The organism is Elusimicrobiales bacterium, assembly GCA_041651175.1.
Classification (GTDB): Bacteria; Elusimicrobiota; Elusimicrobia; order Elusimicrobiales; family Elusimicrobiaceae; genus JAQTYB01.
On record JBAZJT010000006.1, the window covers coordinates 54,602 to 74,317 of the forward strand.

18 protein-coding genes are annotated in these 19,716 nt (G+C 60.4%); 9 read left to right on the forward strand and 9 right to left on the reverse strand.

The window, feature by feature from the left end; genetic code table 11:
- Positions 1–153: 153 nt before the first annotated feature.
- A complete protein-coding gene (locus WC421_05035; GenBank protein ID MFA5161589.1) occupies positions 154–888 on the forward strand; it encodes a hypothetical protein in 735 nt (244 codons plus the stop codon).
- A 69-nt stretch (positions 889–957) separates the two neighbouring features.
- Here WC421_05035 and xerA read toward each other — a convergent pair whose 3' ends face one another.
- The 9 genes from xerA to raiA form a co-directional block, all read right to left on the reverse strand.
- Positions 958–1,836, reverse strand: a complete 879-nt coding sequence (gene xerA / locus WC421_05040; protein MFA5161590.1) for a site-specific tyrosine recombinase/integron integrase — start codon at positions 1,834–1,836, stop codon at positions 958–960.
- Positions 1,814–2,272, reverse strand: a complete 459-nt coding sequence (locus WC421_05045; protein ID MFA5161591.1) for a hypothetical protein — start codon at positions 2,270–2,272, stop codon at positions 1,814–1,816. The genes xerA and WC421_05045 overlap by 23 nt, the downstream gene beginning before the upstream one ends.
- The gene (locus tag WC421_05050; protein ID MFA5161592.1) at positions 2,269–3,219 is read right to left on the reverse strand and encodes a hypothetical protein; all 951 of its coding nucleotides are present in this window, start codon (positions 3,217–3,219) and stop codon (positions 2,269–2,271) included. The genes WC421_05045 and WC421_05050 overlap by 4 nt, the downstream gene beginning before the upstream one ends.
- Positions 3,220–4,737, reverse strand: coding sequence for a hypothetical protein (locus WC421_05055; GenBank protein ID MFA5161593.1), 1,518 nt, complete (start codon positions 4,735–4,737; stop codon positions 3,220–3,222). It lies immediately after the preceding gene.
- A gap of 235 nt (positions 4,738–4,972) precedes the next feature.
- Positions 4,973–5,437, reverse strand: a complete 465-nt coding sequence (locus WC421_05060) for a PTS sugar transporter subunit IIB (GenBank protein MFA5161594.1) — start codon at positions 5,435–5,437, stop codon at positions 4,973–4,975.
- Positions 5,434–5,850: a PTS sugar transporter subunit IIA gene (locus tag WC421_05065; protein ID MFA5161595.1), complete on the reverse strand. Its 417-nt coding sequence runs from the start codon at positions 5,848–5,850 to the stop codon at positions 5,434–5,436. The genes WC421_05060 and WC421_05065 overlap by 4 nt, the downstream gene beginning before the upstream one ends.
- Entirely contained in the window at positions 5,798–6,700 is a 903-nt protein-coding gene (rapZ, locus tag WC421_05070) for an RNase adapter RapZ (GenBank protein MFA5161596.1), read from the reverse strand. The genes WC421_05065 and rapZ overlap by 53 nt, the downstream gene beginning before the upstream one ends.
- A complete protein-coding gene (hprK, locus tag WC421_05075; protein ID MFA5161597.1) occupies positions 6,697–7,662 on the reverse strand; it encodes an HPr(Ser) kinase/phosphatase in 966 nt (321 codons plus the stop codon). Before hprK ends, rapZ begins: the two co-directional genes overlap by 4 nt.
- A gap of 11 nt (positions 7,663–7,673) precedes the next feature.
- A complete protein-coding gene (gene raiA / locus WC421_05080; protein ID MFA5161598.1) occupies positions 7,674–8,195 on the reverse strand; it encodes a ribosome-associated translation inhibitor RaiA in 522 nt (173 codons plus the stop codon).
- A gap of 589 nt (positions 8,196–8,784) precedes the next feature.
- On the opposite strand from raiA, the gene dnaA reads away from it, so the two are divergent.
- The 8 genes from dnaA (at position 8,785) to queF (ending at position 19,714) form a co-directional block, all read left to right on the forward strand.
- Positions 8,785–10,155 carry a chromosomal replication initiator protein DnaA gene (gene dnaA, locus WC421_05085; GenBank protein MFA5161599.1) on the forward strand — a complete coding sequence of 457 codons (1,371 nt, stop codon included), beginning with the start codon at positions 8,785–8,787 and terminating at the stop codon, positions 10,153–10,155.
- Between the two features lie 153 nt (positions 10,156–10,308).
- Complete coding sequence (dnaN, locus tag WC421_05090) at positions 10,309–11,412, forward strand: DNA polymerase III subunit beta (protein MFA5161600.1); 1,104 nt, start codon at positions 10,309–10,311, stop codon at positions 11,410–11,412.
- A complete protein-coding gene (locus WC421_05095) occupies positions 11,390–11,758 on the forward strand; it encodes a DciA family protein (GenBank protein MFA5161601.1) in 369 nt (122 codons plus the stop codon). The genes dnaN and WC421_05095 overlap by 23 nt, the downstream gene beginning before the upstream one ends.
- A gap of 18 nt (positions 11,759–11,776) precedes the next feature.
- Positions 11,777–14,290 (forward strand): DNA topoisomerase (ATP-hydrolyzing) subunit B, encoded by a 2,514-nt coding sequence (gene gyrB, locus WC421_05100; GenBank protein MFA5161602.1) that lies wholly within the window; start codon positions 11,777–11,779, stop codon positions 14,288–14,290.
- A gap of 98 nt (positions 14,291–14,388) precedes the next feature.
- On the forward strand, positions 14,389–16,071 hold the full coding sequence (locus WC421_05105) for a response regulator (protein ID MFA5161603.1): 1,683 nt from the start codon (positions 14,389–14,391) through the stop codon (positions 16,069–16,071).
- 143 nt (positions 16,072–16,214) lie between these two features.
- Positions 16,215–17,063 carry a hypothetical protein gene (locus WC421_05110; GenBank protein ID MFA5161604.1) on the forward strand — a complete coding sequence of 283 codons (849 nt, stop codon included), beginning with the start codon at positions 16,215–16,217 and terminating at the stop codon, positions 17,061–17,063.
- Positions 17,064–17,138: 75 nt separating this feature from the next.
- The gene (locus tag WC421_05115; GenBank protein MFA5161605.1) at positions 17,139–19,325 is read left to right on the forward strand and encodes a heavy metal translocating P-type ATPase; all 2,187 of its coding nucleotides are present in this window, start codon (positions 17,139–17,141) and stop codon (positions 19,323–19,325) included.
- The gene (gene queF / locus WC421_05120) at positions 19,322–19,714 is read left to right on the forward strand and encodes a preQ(1) synthase (protein ID MFA5161606.1); all 393 of its coding nucleotides are present in this window, start codon (positions 19,322–19,324) and stop codon (positions 19,712–19,714) included. Before WC421_05115 ends, queF begins: the two co-directional genes overlap by 4 nt.
- The last annotated feature ends 2 nt before the right edge of the window (positions 19,715–19,716 follow it).

Below are 19,716 nucleotides of genomic sequence, written 5' to 3' on the forward strand. Positions count from 1 at the left end.
AATTCGTGTTTTCCTCATTCCCCCGCAACCGCCCCGCATAGGACCTTTGGCCCATGACAGAAACTCCCCCGCCGCTATACTATCGGTGAGAATCCGCGCAGGACGCAGACGGCGCACACGGGAAACAAACGCGGATTATCACCGGGAGAGCGTATGACCATGAATTTGAGGACGGCTTTGCGGTTGTGGCTGCCGAGTGCGGCTTGCTCCGCGGTTATGGCGTTGATAGCGGCGGGAACAGCCTCCGCCCAGGATGTTCCGGACCCCGCAAACCCGACATGGGATGATTCCGCGGTTTCCATCACCGGCGAGGATACCATAAAAAGCGAGGATGCCGAGAAATTCACCAAGGATTTCGGCGAAGGCGCTGATTTCTTCGGAGGCGGAGGAGGCGGGCAGGGCGGCGACGGCGGTGGCGGCGGTGGCGGGGGAGGCGGTGGCGGAGGAGTCGCGGCAGCATTTGATTCCGGAGGAGGCGGTGGCGGTGGCGGCGACGGAGCGGGGGGCAATCTCAAGCAGGCCGTAATGAAAATCCTGGAAAAAAACGCCAACAGCGGCGGCCAGGACAAGAGTCTTTTTAAAAAGATGCTCAGCGCATGGAAAAAAGGGGTAACCGTCACCAAACCCAAAGGCGGTGAGGGTGGGGGGATGTGCCAGAAGCAGGGCGCGCTGGCCTTCACCATAGTGGGCCAGCCGAAGATATTCATGTGCAACACAGCGCTTGCCAAATCCGAAAAGGACAAGCAGCAGATTTTGATACACGAGGCCGTGCATGTCGTGGGCCACAGCAACGAATGCCTTGCCACCAAGATAGAGCGCAAAGCCATGCGCTCCGTGGGCAAAACCCCGTTTGAAAACGGCTACGTCCAGCAGTGCGGCTCCCAATAAGACCGGCTGCGTCCAGGCGGAAAACCCCTTTTCCCGGAGGGGTTTTTCGCTTTTCCGGGGGGAACCGGGTCAGCGGGGATGGTATTTGTCGCGCAGGCGCTTGAGATCGGAACGGTCAAGATGAGTGTAAATCTGGGTGGTGGACAGGCTGCTGTGCCCCAGCATTTCCTGAAGCGAACGCAAATCCGCCCCCCCTTCCAGCAAATGCGTGGCAAAAGTGTGCCGGAACAGGTGGGGATGGATTTTCTTTTCCAAGCCGGCGGCGCGGCCCAGCGCGGCAATATCCTTCCACACCTGCACCCGGCTTAATTTTCGCCCGGATTTATTCAGAAATATCTCGGAACCGCAGCTTTTGCCGGAAAAACGCTCGGCCCGCGCGCGCAGATAAGCCGCAACCGCCGCCAGCGCGCGCGCGTGCACCGGCACCATTCGCTCCTTGCCGCCTTTGCCGCGCAGCAGAATCCAGCCGCGCTCCGCGTCCAGCGATTCAAGCGGCAGGTTTATAAGCTCGGATATGCGCGCGCCGCCGGCGTAAAACAATTCCACTATGGCGCGCGTGCGCAGCGAATGGAAATCGTCTGCCGGGAACGATAACAGCTTCTGCATCTCCCCGCGCGTCAGCCAGTGCGGGATGGTGGCGGGCAAATGCGGCATTTTGAACCTGCCCGTAGGGTCCCTGACGATTTTTCCCTCCACGGCCAGATAGCGGTAGAAGGCCCTGATTGATTCCATTTTGCGGAACACGCTCCGCGCCGACAGCCGCCCGCGCGAGCGCAGCTGCCACAGGTATTCTTCCAGCCGGCGGGGGGAAAGGGAGGCGGGGTCGCTGTCGCCGCACCAGAGCAGGAAATCGCGCGCGTCGCGCCGGTAGGCGTCTATCGTATTCGGCGAATAAGCCCGCTCCAGCGCGAGATGCCGCCTGAAATCATTCAGCAGGGCGCTGTTCACCGGGGACCGCCTTGCGCGGCATTCTGCGCTCTATGATTTTTCCGTTGAGGTCCAGGCGCACCCTGTCGGGATATATCTTGAGCACCTTCAAATTCTTGAAAACCCTGCCCTCGGTCAAAAGCACGCCGTTTATGCTGACCATGGGGCTGGTCCTGGACCACACAATGCCGTTTACGGAAAGGCCGGCAAGCTCGTTTTTTACGATCTTGGCCTGCCGGGTCGCGGTGGAAATCTCCACTTCCACAACCATATACTCAAAAATATTGCGCATTCCCGGCGGCAGCTGATAGTCCCTCACTTCCGGCGGCTCCTCTATTTTTTCAATGGCGGCGGCCTCGCCCGTATCGGTTATCGGGCGGGAAAAGTAAACCATGGCCGCCCCCAGCGCGAGGACTGCGGCCAGCGGAATTATCCGCTGCACTGCGGCAATATTCATCGCCCGCCCTCCTCGTCAACGATTACCCGCCTGCCGGAAGCGGGGGCGCTGCCGCGCACGACAGCCGGCTCGTCCGCGGCGAATTTGGCCGGAACCGCGTTTCCCCCGCCAGATCCCGCCCCTGCGGAGGGATTTTTTTCGGACACCGGCTGAATATCCTCGGCGAATTTAGCGGGCAGCGCTTTGCCGGGCGCGGCGGCGGGCGCCGCAACCGGCGCGGGCCTGGCAATTTCCGCTTTTCCGCGCGCGGGGCGGCTGCCGGCGGGTCCGGCGGGCGGAGAAACCGCCGCGGTGGATTTAACAACCGCGCTCTTTGCGTCCGGGGCCGGAGCCTGCGCGGCTGGTTTCTGCGGCTCCGGAGGAGCGTGCGCGGCCCTGGAGGAGCCCTGCTTTTTCTTCTCCGCCGGGACCAGCAGCAGCATGGCCATGTCAAGCGTCATCACGCAGCCGTTCAGGGCGCCGCAATTGACGCCGATATCGGATATGTGGACTTTCTCCCGCCGGTTCTGCATCACGCCCACCAGCCGCTGTATGTCCGTGAATCTGCCGGAAATCGTGGCCTTGATGGAAAGCTTCTGCAGATTTTTGTCCGGGTTTCCGCTCAGCGAGGGCGAAATGCCGCTGATGGCGACGCCGTTGCGCTCGGCAAGCTCGCGCAAATCGGAGACCCATTGCAGAAACTCCGTCTTGCCGGACATGCGCTCCTGATACACCTTCAAAGTTTCCCGTATGGCGGCATTGGCGCGCAGCAGGTCGTATTTGGATTTTTCCTGGATATATTTACTGTTCAATTCCTCCACCCTGAAATACAGCGGCAGCCCGGCGCCGCCAAGCCCGGCGGCGGCTATAAGGAGAACCACCAGCGGCCTGAAAACCGTCGTTTTCTGAAGCAACGGCAGCACCTGGCCGCCTATCTGTTCAAGCACCGGACTTGTTTTTTTGTCCATTTATTTTGCCGTCAGGGAGATGGACGCCTGTATCTCCTCTCCGCTCTTTATAAGCTGTATGGAGTTGACCGCTATTTTGCGGAATGTCCTGGACAGTTCCGGCGATTCCCGCAGGCGGTTCAGGAAAATCTCAACCTCGTCCTCCGGCTTGTTTTTGCCGCTGCTTCTGGCGGCTATGAGAAGGCTTACGGAAGGGGGGGTGCGTTTTTTGGTCCAGACCTCGTCCTTGCCGACAAAGTTTACTATGCGCACGTCGGGGGTAAGGAGCTTGCCTATGTTTTCCATCATGGCGCACCACTGGACCCTGCCGGTGAACAGCTCGCTCATGGGGGCAATCTGCGCGCGCAGATTGCTGTTGTTTGAGGCCATCTCGCCCACGGACAGGCCGGCCAGCTGGGGATCCTGGTTATTCACCGCCTGCTGCAGGCGCACGTTTTTTTCTATCTGCAGCGTATGACCGTACATGAAAAGCAACGTGCTAAGCACTATGATTGTGGTGATTAAAGCCTCAAGATACGGGAATGTCATCGCCACTGAAACGGGTTTATGCCCGCCGCGCGCCATATCCATCACCACGGTGTCCGTGTCAATAGCGCCAAGCGCCAACCCGAAAGCTATGGTGCTGCCGTCATACGGCATCCCGGCGGAGCCGCGGCAGGGCAGGGCTGTCATTTCCGCCAGCGCGGGGGCGATGGAATCGGCTGCCGCGCCCTGAACCGCTATATGGCTGATTCCGGAAAAGGAGAATTGCTTCTGCGCGTAGGTGATAAAACTCTGCGCCACCGGGAACAGCGCCGCTGCGCTGTCTTTTTTCCCGGACGGAACCAGCTGCCAGGCCAGCGGAACCGTCCCCAGCGCCAGAGCGACCAGCGTTTTTTCCGGCCCGCTTATTATCCGTATCTCGGGCAGCTTTCCGGCGGAAGGCGGCAACTGGTGCCACGACGCGCGCAGCGCCGACATGGCGCCGGCCTCAACCCGGACAATCCTGATGCCCAGCTTGTCAAAAGCCTCGGTAATCGGGGAAAGCACCGTTTTCTTGGCCGCGCACATCAGAACATAATTCTGCTCGTTTATCTGGCAGGCGGTCCAGTCCCTGGCCATTGCCGCCGAATGCAGGAATTCCGCGCGCGGATTGTCGGACACCAGGGCGTCTATTTCCAGATGCTTGCCCGGCCTGAAGGAGGTGGCAAACGCGTAATAAAACACCGCCGCGTCTTTGACCCCCGCCGAAGCCAGCTCCGGCAGCGACAGGAACCAGCCGCCCAGTTTGGCCGGAAGAGAGCGTTTGCCGTACTCCGGCAGGCTGGACATATCGGCGGCTTCCGCAGTGGCCGGAAAAATCTCGCGCAGATACGCTTGCAGCGGCTTGTCGCCAAGCGGGCCGCTGAAGCTGGATATGACCTTTATCCCGCGGAATTCGGCGGCCACGCGGCAGACGAAGATTTCCCCGCCGTCAATGTAAATTCCGACCCCGCGGTGGAATTTGGCCAGCGCGTCGCGAAAAGACAGTTTAGCCATCGGAGCCCATCTAAAATTCCCGTGTTTCGCCGCAGCCGCCGGCTTGGCGGCAAGCGGGATTTTTAACCTGAAAGTTTCAGTTGGCTGCGGGATTCGGCGAAAAACCGCTTCATACTGCCTTCACAAAATTATCCTTTCGCGCTGTGAAGCACGCGCGGATAATTTTGTCCGGCATTATCTCGCGCTTTTTCGCCCCGGTCCTCGCACCAACTGAAACTTTCAGGTTAACAGGCGTTCAGAGCGCCCTGGCGATATCCTCCGGCGCGTCGCCTGGGACGGCGCGGCCTTCCAGCTTTATGCCGCGCGCGGATATGGCTTTCAGCGCGGCCTTGTCGGCCTCGCTTAAAAAAATGGCGCGCCCTATCTGCGCCTTGCCCACGGCATGATGCATTCCGCCGACATTGACGCTTTCAAAACCGACTCCCAGTTCCGCCAGCCGGGCCACTTCCGCGGGCCCCGGGGTCAGCACCAACGTTTCGCCGCCGCCCGCCCCGGCTTTCAGATACTGTGCCGCCTCGCCTACGGTCAGCACCTTCAGCGCGATTTCCTCCTGAAGCGATATGCGCATCAGAATCTTGCGCGTCTCGTCCGCGGCGGCGTCGTCGGAGACCACCACCACCTCATCGCTTCCGAGAAAAGGCAGCCAGCCCTGCACCACCTGCCCGTGAACCAGCCTGTCGTCTATTCTGGTGAATATCATTTGTTTTTAGCGGCGTTGAAAAGCGCCTTCAGGTCGCAGACGGATTTTTTGCCGTCCTCCACGACCTTGCGCACCAGGTCGTCAAACTCCAGCCTGTTGCGGTAGCTGATGGCGGAAAGCACCATGTTAAGGTTGACGCCGGTTATCACCGCCGCCGATGCGGACTGCTGCGCCGGCGGAAACGCGATATTGGCGGGCGAACCGCCCAGCATGTCGGTAAATATTATGACCCCGCCCTGCGCCAGCCCGCGCTCCAGCGCGGCGCAGAGCCTGCGGCGCGCTTCCTCCACCGGCGCGCGCGGGGAGACGGAAATGAACTCCATCCCGTCGGGCTGGGCGCCGGCTATCATCTCGGCGGCTTCAAGCAGATACGCGCCGAACTCGCCGTGCGTTATTATTATGAGGCTTGTCATGCCCTATATCCCTGTCCAGGCTGTAAACGCCGTATCCCGCTGAAGAAAGCCTGCGCGCCGTCTCCGCGGCCATGAAAACGCTTCTGTGCCTGCCGCCGGTGCAGCCTATGGCGATAGTCAGATGAGATTTGCCTTCCCTGCCGTAAAGCGGCAGCAGGTAGCGCGCCAGCGCGCAGAACCTTTCCAGAAACCCGCGCGCCTTCGGGTCGCGCATAATATGGCGGGCCACGGCCTTGTCGTGTCCGGTCTTGGCTTTCAGCTCCGGCACATAGTTGGGGTTTGCCAGAAACCGCACGTCCATGACTATGTCGGCGTCCAGCGGCAGGCCGTATTTGTAACCGAAGGACATGACGGTAACCCGCAGCCGCGCGGAGCGTTTTATGTCCAGGATGCGGGCTATGGCTTCCTTAAGCTCGCCCAGCGTCATGGCGGTGGTGTCTATTATCTTCCACGCGCCGGCCCGGAGGCCGTCTATAAGCCGCCGCTCCAGCCGGATGGACTGCTCCACGTTGCTGCCCAGCGGATGGCGGTGCCGCGTCTCGGAAAACCGGCGGATTAGCGCGCTGTCCGAAGAATCCAGGTACAGCACCTTGAAATCAAAACCGCTTCCGCGCAGGCTGGAGAGCGTGCGCGGCAGGCTCTCCAGCGACTTGCCCTCTCTTATATCTATGCCCAGGGCCACATCCCCCAGGTCGCGCCGCCCGCGGACGAAGGCGGCAAACTCCTCCAGCAGCGCGACCGGAAGGTTGTCCACGCAGTAGAAGCCGAAATCCTCAAACCACTTCAGCGCCTGGCTCTTGCCCGCGCCGGACATGCCGGTTATGACGAAAATTCTGCGCTTGTTTTTCATCTGCCCGCCGGGGATTTCATCTGGCGGATAAGCCTTTCGTTGAATTCGCGGGCGGGGAAAATGCCCTGCCCTTTCAGCCGCTGGTTCAGCGCGGCCACTTCTATAAGCACGGCCAGGTTGCGCCCCGGGGTAACCGGGATGCACAGCGACGGAATCGTAACCCCCAGTATCTCGGACGTGTTGGCTTCCAGCCCCGTCCTGTCGCAGGAGGTCAAGCTGGAGGCGGAGGTCAGGCGCACCTCCATCTCCACACGGGTCTGGTCCATGACGGAACCGACCCCGAAAAGCAGCTCCACGTCTATAATTCCCAGCCCGCGCACTTCCATGTAATGCTTGAGCATGGCGGGGCAGCTGCCGTTGAGCGCGTCTCCCCGGCGGCGCTGTATTTCCACTATATCGTCGGCGACCAGTATGTGGCCGCGCTTGACCAGCTCCAGCGCGCATTCGGACTTGCCGATTCCCGGCCCGCCCTGTATCAGCACGCCAAGCCCGTAGACGTCCACCAGCACGCCGTGCAGCCGGGTTACGGGGGCCAGCCTGTCTTCCAGAAAAGCGGTGAGGCCGCTTACCAGCTGCGAGGTATCCATGCTGGAGGAAAATACCGGCAGTTTCGCCCGCAGGCAGGCGGTTTTCAGCACCGGCATCGGCCTGAGTCCGCCGGTTACAATAACGCAGGGCGTTTCCGGGGCGGAGAACATCTTCTCCAGTGTCGCCGCCAGTTTTTTGGAGGATTCCCGCTCGCAGAAGGCGTGCTCGCCGCGGCCTATTATCTGAATGCGCTCGGGACGGTAGTTTTCAAGGTGGCCGTCCAGCGCCAGGCCGGGGCGGTTCACCTCGCTCACTGTTATGCGCCGGTCAAGGAATTTGGCGCCGCAGGCCACCGACAGGCCAAGCGCGGCGCCCTTGTCGTCCAGCAGCTCCCGGACGGAAATGAATTTGGCGGGAACCGTTCCGGCGGCCATCGCGCCCCCGGTTATTTCTTCACCGGCTGAAGCAGCCCGTAGGTGTTGTCCTGCCGCTTGAAGACGACGTTGAGCTGCTTGGAGTCCTCGTCAAGGAAAACCCAGAAGTTATAGCCCAGCCGCTCCATTTCAAAAGCGGCGTCGTCCGGGCTCATGGGCATGACCGGCACCTGCTTGGTAACGGAAAACCGTATATCCGCGGCAGGCATGGCCTCGGCGGACTGGGCAAGAGGATTTTCGTCGGCGCGGTGGTCTTTCATCCGGGCCTTGTATTTTTTAACCTGCGTGTCTATCTTGTCGGATGCTTCGTCAACGGAGGCATACATATCCACCGTCTCGGCCCCGGCTTTGAAGGTCTGGCGCGCGGCGTGGGCCACTATCTCGGCCCGGCAGACTTTCTTTTCCATGGTGAGAATCACCTGCACCCACACTATCTGGTCAAAGTAATGCTGAAGCTTGTCCAGCCTTTCCCGGATATAATCCTTAAGCGACTTGGTAAGTTTTACATGCCTGGCCACTATTTGTACTGTCATAATCCTCCGTGCTGCCGCCGCGAAATTGCCTTGCTGGAAGGCAAACTCATTCAAACATTTATTCCGCGCCCTGTCAAGAAAAGCGCCCTCCGGCCTTTTCAACCCCGCCGCCGGATTGCGCCGGCTACCCGCGACATCACCCGTTTTTTGAAATGCTGTGGTGTGTTGGCAAACGACAACGAAAACGGAATCAAACCACGAAACACACAAAACACATGAGAGGGGAACAAAAAAGTTTCCGGGAGTTGTTCCTGCCTTGTTCCAGAGCCTTTTCGTGTGTTCCGTTCAATGATGGACACCGTTATTCTTGGCATTTGTTTTTTACTCGCGCGGTCGTTTCCGCAATACGGGACAGCAAACCATGGCATTGTGGAAAAAATGGGTGATGTCATGGCCGGCTACCCGATTGACCGGGGCGGGTATAAGTGCTAGAATTTGGCTTGCCGACGGCGGTTTCGCGCCGGATGGCAATTATAAACAGCCCCGGAACGGCGGGAAAGGCTTCACCGGATGTTTCGTCCCGCTACCGATAATAAAACGGGCGGTTTGTATTGGGAGAAACAGGTTATCAACACCTTGTGGATAAGTTGTGGAAAACACTGACGCAAAGAACCTCTGGACTGCTGTAACCGCCAAAATAGCGCATGATATAAGCGCGGACGCCGCCGAAATGTGGCTGAAGCCTGTCAAGGCGCTGGTTTTTGACCATAATTCGCTTAAACTGGAAGTGCCAAACCAGGTGTTTTATCAGACGCTGCGCGAGCGGTACGAGAAAAACATAATGGCCGCATTGCGCGACATAACCGGCGCGGAAGCAATTGTGGAATACAGCATTCCGATGGGTTCCAGTTCCCCCGCGCCGCTGTCCGCGCCGGAGCATATTCAGCCCCGCCAGCCGGAACACCGGCATTCGCAGGCGGCTTTTCCCAACAGGCTGAATCCCAATTATATTTTTGACGAATTCGTGGAAGGCCCCTCCAACCGTTTCGCCTGCGGGGTGGGACGCGCCGTGGCTAAAAAAGTGGGCGACAAGACAAGCAATCCCTTCGTCATTTTCAGCAAGCCGGGGCTGGGCAAGACGCATATCCTCCACGCCATAGGCAACGAGATTATAAAAAACTCCGCCGGCGCGAAGGTGCTTTACCTTTCGGGCGAGGAATTCGTGTACGAGTACATAGAATCCCTCCAGAACAAAACTTCGGATTCCTTCAGGAAGAAATACCGCTCGCTGGACTGTTTTCTGGTGGACGACATACAGTTTGTCGCCGGAAAAGAAGCCAGCGAGAAGGAGTTTTTCTACACCTTCAACGCCCTTGTGGAATCCAAGAAACAAATAGTGCTAACCTCGGACAGAATGCCAAACGAATTGTCCATAGACCAGAGGCTCAGCTCCCGCCTGCTGGCCGGGATTGTGGCGGAGATAAAACCTCCGGACGAGGAGACGCGCATCGCCATTCTCCGCAAAAAGCGCGACAAGAACCGTTTCGCCATACCGGATGAGGTTATAAATTTTCTGGGCGCCAGCATCACCGCCAGCGTCCGCGAGATGGAGGGCGCGCTCTACCAGCTCAACAGCTATTGCGCTATTCACAACTCCGCGCCCACGGTTTCCGTGGCAAAAGAGCTGCTGGGCGCGCTTATAGACGGGGAAAAGCGGGTTTCTGTGGATATAGACACGATAAAAAACTCCGTCGCCAGGCAGTACAAGCTGGACGTGGAGGATTTCAACTCCAAGAAAAAATCGCATTCCATTTCCTGGCCGCGGCAGATAGCGATGTACCTCGCGCACGAGCTTACGGAATGCTCCCTGCCGGAGATAGGCCGGGCCTTTGACCGGGACCACTCCACCGTGGTTCACGCCAGGGACCAGGTGAAAAGGAAACTGGAGTCTGATCCGTTTTTCTCCGCGGAGATAAACCAGATGAAATCTGAAATAGCGGAGGGAAGCGCGCGCAAATAGCCCTGTGGAAAAGCTGTTGGCGTTCCGGTAAAACGGGTTTTTTGTTGATGCTGTTGGCAACACCGCCGCGCAAATGGCCGGGATGTGGATGGTTTTCCGGCTCCTGCGGTCAACACAATCAACACAATCAACAGCGCAATAAAGAGGACAACAATGAAAATAGTTAGTAATAGAGAGAGTTTGCTGGAGGGGATGCAGATAATTCAGTCCGCGGTTTCATCGCGGACCACGCTCGCCATACTTCATAATTTCCTCCTGGAAGCGGCGGAAGGCCGGATAAAAATAATCCGCACAGATCTTGAAATGGCTACCACTCATTTCCTGTCCGCGGAGGTGGTGGAGCCAGGCAGCATCACCATACCGGCGAAGGAATTTTCGGATATACTGCATCTGTTGCCCCAGGGTGCGGAGATAGAACTCTCCTCTGATTCCAACAACAGAATCCGGATAACCTGCGATAAGGCCAAATTCCAGCTTTCCGGCGCGCCCAAGGACGAATATCCGCTTGTGCCGGACATGAGCAAGTCCGAAATGTTTGAAATGCCCGCCGCCGAACTGCGCCGGCTGGTGCAGAAAACTATATTCGCGGTTTCCAACCAGGAGACGCGGTATGTGCTTAACGGCCTGCTGTGGAAAAGCTCCAAGGATAAATTCGAAGTCGTGGCTACAGACGGCAGGCGGCTGGCCATGTGCTGGCGCAAAGGCGTGTCCGCGGGGAAGGAGTTCAAGATAATAGTGCCGGCGAAAGTGCTGCACGAGCTGCTGCGCTTCCTGGGCCTCAACGAGCCTTCCGAAAAAGAGATGATAAACGTCGGCATAGCCGCCAACCAGATAGGCTTCCAGATGCGCCAGACAACGATGATTTCCCGGCTGGTGGAGGGGAATTTCCCGAATTACGAGCAGGTGATACCCGGCAAGAAAGAAATTTCCTGGGAGGCGGACGCCGCCCCGCTTCTGGAAGTAACCAAACGCGCCGCGCTTTGCGCGGGCGACCGCGGCTCGGTCAAATACGAGATGAAATCCGGCGTGCTGGCGGTGAGCGCCGTCTCGCAGAAAATGGAATTTCAGGACGAGGTCAAGACCGCCTACAGCGGCGCGGATTTCCACGTCTCCTTCACTCCGCAGTATATCGCCGACGTGCTTAAAAACATGTCCGCCGAAAAAGTGGCCATCAGCATGACCAACTCCTCCAACCCCGTGCTGCTGGAGCCGGCGGGGGAGACGGACTGCAAATATGTCGTCATGCCGGTCCGGTAAAGGCTGGAGCCCGCTGGCCGTCTGCGCGGACAGATTTAAAAATCTGCCCATAAAGCTCAGCAGGATGATGCTGCTGGGTTCGGTATGGGGGAAAGAGGCCGGCGCCATGGCCGCGCATTGGGAGCTTTACGGCGCGGACGCCGCCAGAAAAGTGATTTTCGTGAAAGTCTCCAGCGCCGCGGCCCGGCAGGAGCTTTCGCTGAGGGCGCCGGCGCTGATACGGAGCCTGAATAAATATTTCGACAGGCCGTGGATAGCCGAAATAAGGCTTGCGTCGCGCGGAGAGGCGGCCTGCAAAGCGCAGCGCCCGGAGCAGGCCCCGACAGACAAACGGACGCGCAGATAATTTAACACGGGAGACAACATGACTGCTGACAAGGAAGTTATGGAAAAAGACGCCATAGGCGGCTACGATTCATCCAAAATACAGGTTCTTGAAGGGCTGGAGGCGGTGCGCAAGCGGCCCGCGATGTACATAGGCTCCACCGGCGCGATGGGGCTGCATCACCTGGTCTACGAGGTGGTGGACAACTCCGTGGACGAAATACTGGCCGGCGGCGCCACAACCATAGACGTGGTGATAGAGCCGGGCAACATCTGCTCCGTGGAAGACGACGGGCGCGGCATCCCCGTGGACCCGATGACCGACGTAAAAGACCCCAAGCTCAAAGGCAAATCCGCGCTTGAGGTGGTGATGACGGTGCTGCACGCCGGCGGCAAATTTGATTCGGGCGCGTACAAGATTTCCGGCGGGCTGCACGGCGTGGGCGTTTCGGTTGTGAACGCGCTGTCCGACTGGCTGGAGGTGGAGGTCTACCGCGACGGCAAAACCTGGTTCCAGGCCTACGACCGCGGCAAGCCGCGCGGGACGGTGGAGGCGCGCGCCAAAACGAATCAGCACGGCACCAAGGTGCGCTTCAAGCCGGACGGCCAGATGTTCGGCGACAACCAGTTTTCATACGACGTAATCTCAAACCGGCTGCGCGAGCTGGCATTCCTCAACGCCGGCGTCAAAATCAACCTCACCGACGAGCGCGACGATAAGCAGCATATCTTCCACTACGAAGGCGGCATCTCCCAGTTCATCAAGCACATCAACGCCAACAAGAAAAATCTCAATGCCGACCCCATACACATCACCCGCCAGTCCGGCGACGCGATGGTGGATTTCGCCATACAGTACAACGACGGATATTCGGAAAACGTCTATTCCTTCGTCAACAACATCAACACCATAGAGGGCGGCACGCATTTAAGCGGATTTCGTTCCGCGCTGACCCGCGTCATCAACGACTACGTCAAGAAATACGACCTGGCAAAAGACAAGGAGTTCTCCCTCTCCGGCGAGGATGCCAAAGAGGGGCTTGCCGCCGTTGTCTCTATCAAGATACCGCATCCGCAGTTCGAGGGGCAGACCAAAACCAAGCTGGGCAATTCCGAGGTGGAGGGCATCGTCCGCTCCATCGTCGGCGACACGATGGCGACGTTTTTCGAGGAAAACCCCAACACCGCCAAGCTCATCTGCATCAAATGCATAAGCGCCGCCAAGGCGCGCGAAGCCGCCCGCAAAGCGCGCGAGCTGGCGCGCCGCAAGGGCGCCCTGTCGGATTCGGGCCTGCCCGGCAAGCTGGCCGACTGCCAGGAGCGCAACGCCGCCAACTGCGAGCTGTTCATAGTGGAAGGCGACAGCGCCGGCGGCTCCGCCAAGCAGGGGCGGGACCGCGTTTTCCAGGCCATTCTTCCGCTGCGCGGCAAAATACTAAACGTTGAAAAAGCGCAGCAGCTTAAAATGCTCTCCAACGAGGAAATCCGCACGCTTATCGCCGCCATGGGAACCGGTTTCGGCGAGGGCGACGGCGGCTTTGACCTGGGCAATCTGCGCTACCACAAAATCATCATCATGGCCGACGCCGACGTGGACGGCCAGCATATCCGCACGCTGCTGCTTACGTTTTTCTACCGCCAGTTCCGCCCGCTGGTGGACGGCGGGCATATTTATATCGCCCAGCCGCCGCTCTACAAGCTCAAAAAAGGCCGCACCGAGATGTACATAGAGACCGAGGAAAAACTGCAAAGCTGGCTGCTCAAAGAAGGCATAGGTTCCGTTGCCGTGGAGCGCGGCGGCAAAAAACTGGAAGCCCGCGAGCTGGGCGAGTTGCTGGTTGCCCTTATAGAAATAGAGGACCTTCTGCGCCGGATGGAGGGAAAAAACCTTTTCGTTGAGGATTTTTTCGCCTTTATCGGCAAGGGCCAGCTGCCTGTGTACCGCGTTCCCGAAAGCGGGGACGGTTTCCGCTATTTCATGAGCGAAAAAGAATACCGCGACTACGAGGCCGTCTATATCAAGACCCGGCGCGAGGAATTGCTCCGGGAAGCCGCCGGCCAGCCGCTGGAGATTGAAGACGAGGATTTGCGCCCCGAGCATCAGACCCTGTGGGAGCTGGGCAAGCTGATGGCCGCGTCCGAAAAGCTCAAAAAGCTGGGCTATTCCTTCGCGGACGATTACAGCGCGAAAGAAGACGACAGCGCTTTCAAGCCCAAAGCCGGAAAAGAGCAGCCCCCCGCGCCGCCGATGTTCCGCGTCAGCGCGGAAAAAACCATTATCTCCGCGCGGGACCTCCGCGGTCTGCTCAAGGCGGTGCGCGAGGCCGGGGCGGCGGGGGCGAACATCCAGCGCTACAAAGGTCTTGGCGAAATGAACCCGGAGCAGCTCTGGGAAACCACCATGGACCCGTCGCGCCGGAAGCTGCTGCATGTCGCCGTGGAGGACGCCGCCGAGGCGGACCGGATATTCACCACCCTCATGGGCGACAGCGTGGAGCCGCGCCGGCAGTTCATAGAATCCCATGCTCTGGAAGTGAGAAATCTGGACATCTGACGCTGCTGTCTTTGCGAAACGCCGCGCGGGCGCGTATTGCGCCCGCGCGGCGTTTTGTCTCCTCATTTCAGGCTCAAATAAGCTATCATTTCGGGATAATGAAGCCGAAAATACTGATAGCGGATTCTCCGGCGGGCGCGGGGCCGCTGGGAAGGCTGCTGTCCGCCAATGGCTACAACGTGGAAACCGCCTCCGTCAAAATGGACGCGGAAACCGCGCTTTATGTCTGGAAGCCGGACCTGGTGATAGTCAATATTTTCTGCCGCACCCTGTCCCCGCTGGAATTTCTGGCCTCGGCCTCAAGCGCCGCCGCCATGCGTCCGGTCAAAACCCTTGTCCTTTCCTGCCAGCCTTCGGCGCAGCCGGCGCTGGCGCAGGGTTGGCTGCAAAAGCCGGTGGAATTTTCGCAGCTTAAGCCGCTGCTGCTCAAATGCGCCGGCGCGGCGGGGCCCGGCAACCGCATCCCCGTCCTGCTGGCGGACGCGGACCCTAAAAGCTCCGGCATAATAAAAATGTATCTTGAAACGGGGTATTACCGCCCCGTCCTTGCGCCTTCGGCGGAGGCCGTGCTGGCCGCGCTGAAGGAGCAGCCCCCCGCCGCAATTATAATGGACCCGCTTCTGCCGGATGCCAGCGGCTTTGAACTGCTGCGCGGGCTGCGCGAGTCCGGCGCGCCGCTGCCGCCGGTGATAATAGAAACCGCGCTGCGGCTGGGAGAATTCCATAAAAAGGGCCTGCTTACCGGCGGGCCGGAGCTGGTGGCGGCGGAACTGCCGGAGGAGCTTGCGCTTTCCGCCGTGGCCGGGGCGCTGGCCGCGCCGGCGGCGGCCTCCGGGCAGAGGCCGCGCGTGCTTCTAGCGGAAGACGACCCCGTGCTGCTTTCCCTGATGCGCGAGGTGCTGGATTCCGCCGGGTTTGACGCCGCCACCGCCTGCGACGGCGGCGAGGCGCTGGAGAAAATCCGCAAATCCCCGCCGGATATCGCCGCGCTGGATTATGACATGCCGGTCCTGGACGGGCTGGCGGTGATAGCCGCGCTCAAAGACGATTCGCTGCTGGCAAACCTGCCGGTGATGCTGCTCAGCGCGGCAAAGGAAAAGCAGCTAAAGCTCAAAGCCTTAAATCTCGGCGCGGACGATTTCATGCCCAAGCCCATAGACACCGACGAGTTTACCGCCCGCCTGCGCATGATACTGCGCCGCACCCGGCAGGTGCTGGACGCCAATCCGCTGACCCGGCTGCCGGGGAACCCCTCCATCGCCGCGCGCATAGAGCGCGCCATAGCCGGCGGCGGCGCTTTCGCGGTGCTGTATGCCGACATCAACCAGTTCAAGCCGTATAACGACAGCTACGGCTTTGACGCGGGCGACAGGGTTATAAAAGCTGTCGCCGACATTCTGGTCAGCCGCGTCAAACGCTGCGACGGCGGCGGCTTCATAGGCCATATCGGCGGGGACGATTTCATAGCCGTAACCGCGCTGGACTGCGCCGAGGAGCTGGCACAAGGCGTCCTGTCGGATTTTGACGCTGCGGCCCCCTCTTTTTACAACGATGCCGACCGCGCGCGCGGGTACATAGAATCCACGGACCGGCTGGGGCGGGAGCAGCGGTTTCCCTTCGTGTCGCTGGCGATAGGGATTGCACATAACCGGCTGCGCAGGCTGACCTCGCTGGGCCAGATAAGCAGTATCGGCACCGAGCTCAAGCATTACGCCAAGCGCAATTCCGGCAGCTCCTACGCGGTGGACCGCCGCTCCGACAACAGGCCCGCAGGCGCATGACAAAAATACTAGACTTGCTCCCGAATAATTTTTTGGGCAAAAATCACGGTTTTTGGCCTGCAACTTCGCGGCCACCGGCTTACACACCCCGCCGGAGTGTGCTCGCCTCTGTCCGCTGCGTTGCAGGCCAAAATCCTGTCTTTTTGCCTCATAAACCTTATTCGGGAGCAAGTCTACTTTTTTCCATCGCGGTTTGCGTGCTGCTTTGCGGCTGCGTGGACGTTCCGGTTCAGGAGGCCGCCGCGCCCGCGCCGCGCGCCGCGCGGCTGCGGGATTTAGGCATGGCCCCGCCGGGGCTGGCGCAAAGCGAAACCGTCCATTTCGTCATACGCGCCCCCTCCGCGGCGGATGCGGAGCGCTACGGCAAATATGCCGAGCAGGATTACGAGAACATAATGAGCGCCACCGGCCTCTATTCATTCATGCCGCAGACGCAGTACGAGATAGTGGTCTACGGCTCCAGGCAGGAGTATCTGGACAAAACCGGCCAGCCCGCCTGGTCCGCCGGGATGACTTTGCGCAACGCCGTCGCCGTATACGACGGCGAGCAGGCCCCCCGCGTGCTGGCGCACGAGATGACGCATCTCATATTCAACGAATTCATGCGCCGCCCCCGCCCGGATTTGCGCTGGCTAAACGAGGGGCTTGCCGTCTACACCGAGACGCTCTCCATGGACGATGCCTCCGTGCGCGATTACAGGAACCGCTCGCTTTCCGCGATGAAGTCTTCGTGCATGGATATGAACATGCTCTCCGGCTATGTTCCGGCGCAGGACGACACGGCCCGGCTGGTTGACACCTGGTATATGCAGTGCGAAAGCACGGCGCGGTTTATGATAGAGGAAGGCGGGCGTTTCCAGTTCTCGGTTTTCCTGACCAGAATCCGGGACGGCGCGGATGCCGACGCGGCGGTAAACGACGCCTGGCGCGGCAAATGGCAGGGGCTGCGCGGCGTCTTTGACGGCTGGAAAAAATATCTCGGAATAATTTGATTTTTCCCTGGCGCGCGTCCGCGCTATTTTTATTATGGATATATCTTTATCCCGCTTGTTGACGGAGATTGCGCCATGATGCCGGAAACCGCCCCGCCCGGGACGCGGCGCGCCGCGCTGCCGGTGGAGGGGATGCATTGCTCCGCCTGCGCCTCGCGCATAGAAAGCGCGCTTGGCGCGCTGCCCGGGGTGGAGGAAGCCTCCGTCAATCTGCCCAACCGCCGCGTTTACGTCGCCTACCGTCCCGAAACAGTCTCCCCCGAAGTATTGCGCGCGGCGGTGGAAAAGCTGGGCTACAAAGTCCCCTCCGGCCAGGGGGAGGGCGCGGCGGAAGCGGCCCTGGCGCGCGAGACCGCCTCCTACGGCCTGAGATTTCTGGCGGCGGCCTGCGGCGCGGCGGCTATACTGTCTGCGGGATATTTTTCGCTGTCGCAATATACGGTATGGCTTATTGCCACCGCCGTCTGGGCCTGGAGCGGCGCGCATTTCCATGCCGGGTTTGCGCGCGCGTCAAAGGCCTTTGCGCCGGACATGGACATGCTGGTGAGCATGAGCTCCGGCGCGGCGTATTTCTACAGCGCGGCGCTGACGCTGTTCCCGGACTGGTTCGCGCGCGGCAGCGCGCCGCTGTGGGGGGAGATGGCGCTGCTTATCGCGTTCATCAATTTCGGCAGATGGCTGGAAAGCCGCGCCCGCGGCGGCGCGGGGGCGGCGGTGGCGCGGCTGCTGCGCATGTCGCCCAAATTCGCGCGGGTTATTGAAAACGGCAGGGAAATAACCGTCCGCGCCGCCGAGGTGCGCCCCGGCCAGTTGCTGGCCGCCGGCCCCGGAGAGCAGTTCGCCGCGGACGGGACCGTTGAAAAAGGCGTCTCCTCCGCCGACGAATCGCTTCTTACCGGGGAAAGCCTGCCGGCGGACAAGCTGCCCGGCTCGCGCGTTTTCGGGGGGACGCTCAACAGGCACGGCTATCTGGAATACCGCGCCGCCTCCTCCGGGGCGGATACCGCGCTTTCGCGCATAGTAACGGCGGTGCGCCAGGCGCAGAACGCCAGGCCGCCCGCGCGCCGCGCCGCCGACGCAGCCGCGCGCTGGTTCGTGCCGGCGGTGTTTGTGGCGGCGGTGGCGGCGGGGCTTTTGTGGGTCAAATTCGGCGGGGATTTCGCGTTTTCCAAAGGGGTGTCCGTTTTCGTCGCGGTGCTGGCGGTGGCCTGCCCCTGCGCGCTGGGGCTGGCGGTGCCCATGGCCCTGGCCGTGGGGCTGGACCGCGCCGCCGGAATGGGCATTCTGATACGCAGCCACCGGGCGGCGGAAACGGCGCATTCGCTGGATGTGGTCGCCATAGACAAGACGGGCACGCTCACCTCCGGCGACATAACGGTGGAAAAGCTGCTGCCCTCCGGCTGCGACGGGGAGTTTCTGCTGAGCAGCGCGCTGATAGCCGAATCCGCCTCCGAACATCCGTTCGCCGCCGCGGTGCGCGCGCACGCGCAAAAACTGGGCGTTTTGACGCAAAAGCCGGACTCGGCGCAGTCTTTTCCCGGCAGCGGCATAAAGGCGCGCTTCGGCTCCGAGGAAATACTGGCCGGCAGGCCGGACTGGCTGGCGCAAAACGGCGTGCAAATCCCGCACGACACGCTTGCCCCCGCCGATAATTCGGAGCTTGCCGTCGCCAGGGGCGGAAAATTTCTGGGGCTGATAGCGCTGGGCGATGCGCTGCGTCCCTCGGCCCGGCCCGCGGTGGAAAAATTGAAAGGCCTGGGACTGGAGGTTGTTCTGATATCCGGCGACAGGCACGGCGCCGTGGCAGCCGCGGCGCGGCAGGCCGGCATAGAGCAGTATTACGCGGGCGTGCTGCCGGAGGGGAAGGCGGCGGCGATAGCGGAGTTGCAGTCGCGCGGGCGGCGGGTCGCCATGGTGGGCGACGGGTTCAACGACGCGCCCGCGCTTTCCCGCGCCGACATAGGCATAGCCCTTTCCACCGGCACCGACGTGGCGATGGAGGCGGCGGACATAACAATCATGCGCCCCAGCCTTGCCGCCGTCTGCGATGCGCTGGTTTTAAGCCGCGCGGTGCGCCGGGTGATGCTGCAAAACATCGCCTGGGCTTTCGGCTATAACGCCCTGCTGGTGCCGCTGGCGGCGGGCGCGTTTTATCCGCATTTCGGCATTCTGCTGCCGCCTTCGTCCGCGGGCGCGGCGATGGCTTTAAGCTCGCTTACGGTGGTGTTTAATTCCCTGAGGCTGAGGAACATCAAAATATGAAAAACATCTACGGCTATACCGACAAACATGCCGCGAAAGGCAGAAAAAATTCGCTTCCCCCGCTGGAAACATGGGAAAACCAGTACCGGCGCGACTACGACATCAAAATCGTCAACCCGGAGTTCACCTCCGTCTGCCCGAAAACCGGGCTGCCGGATTTCGGCGTCATCACCATAGACTATGTGCCGGACAAGCTGTGCCTGGAGCTTAAATCGCTCAAGTATTACCTGCTGGCCTACCGGGATACGGGCATTTTCATGGAAAACATCGCCAACCGGATTCTGGATGATATTGTCAAAGCCGCCGCGCCCAAACGCGCCGTGGTTACGGGCGAGTTCACGCCGCGCGGCGGGTTGCGCTCGGTCATAACCGCCAGATGGGAAAAATAAGT

What these genes read in the sequence shown, in the direction of transcription:
- WC421_05035 (MFA5161589.1), top strand. Translation starts at nt 154, where the DNA reads ATGACCATGAATTTGAGGACGGCTTTGCGGTTGTGGCTGCCGAGTGCG.
- WC421_05045 (MFA5161591.1), bottom strand. Translation starts at nt 2,272, where the DNA reads ATGAATATTGCCGCAGTGCAGCGGATAATTCCGCTGGCCGCAGTCCTC.
- WC421_05050 (MFA5161592.1), bottom strand. Translation starts at nt 3,219, where the DNA reads ATGGACAAAAAAACAAGTCCGGTGCTTGAACAGATAGGCGGCCAGGTG.
- WC421_05055 (MFA5161593.1), bottom strand. Translation starts at nt 4,737, where the DNA reads ATGGCTAAACTGTCTTTTCGCGACGCGCTGGCCAAATTCCACCGCGGG.
- WC421_05060 (MFA5161594.1), bottom strand. Translation starts at nt 5,437, where the DNA reads ATGATATTCACCAGAATAGACGACAGGCTGGTTCACGGGCAGGTGGTG.
- WC421_05065 (MFA5161595.1), bottom strand. Translation starts at nt 5,850, where the DNA reads ATGACAAGCCTCATAATAATAACGCACGGCGAGTTCGGCGCGTATCTG.
- rapZ (MFA5161596.1), bottom strand. Translation starts at nt 6,700, where the DNA reads ATGAAAAACAAGCGCAGAATTTTCGTCATAACCGGCATGTCCGGCGCG.
- hprK (MFA5161597.1), bottom strand. Translation starts at nt 7,662, where the DNA reads ATGGCCGCCGGAACGGTTCCCGCCAAATTCATTTCCGTCCGGGAGCTG.
- raiA (MFA5161598.1), bottom strand. Translation starts at nt 8,195, where the DNA reads ATGACAGTACAAATAGTGGCCAGGCATGTAAAACTTACCAAGTCGCTT.
- dnaN (MFA5161600.1), top strand. Translation starts at nt 10,309, where the DNA reads ATGAAAATAGTTAGTAATAGAGAGAGTTTGCTGGAGGGGATGCAGATA.
- WC421_05095 (MFA5161601.1), top strand. Translation starts at nt 11,390, where the DNA reads ATGTCGTCATGCCGGTCCGGTAAAGGCTGGAGCCCGCTGGCCGTCTGC.
- gyrB (MFA5161602.1), top strand. Translation starts at nt 11,777, where the DNA reads ATGACTGCTGACAAGGAAGTTATGGAAAAAGACGCCATAGGCGGCTAC.
- WC421_05105 (MFA5161603.1), top strand. Translation starts at nt 14,389, where the DNA reads ATGAAGCCGAAAATACTGATAGCGGATTCTCCGGCGGGCGCGGGGCCG.
- WC421_05115 (MFA5161605.1), top strand. Translation starts at nt 17,139, where the DNA reads ATGATGCCGGAAACCGCCCCGCCCGGGACGCGGCGCGCCGCGCTGCCG.
- queF (MFA5161606.1), top strand. Translation starts at nt 19,322, where the DNA reads ATGAAAAACATCTACGGCTATACCGACAAACATGCCGCGAAAGGCAGA.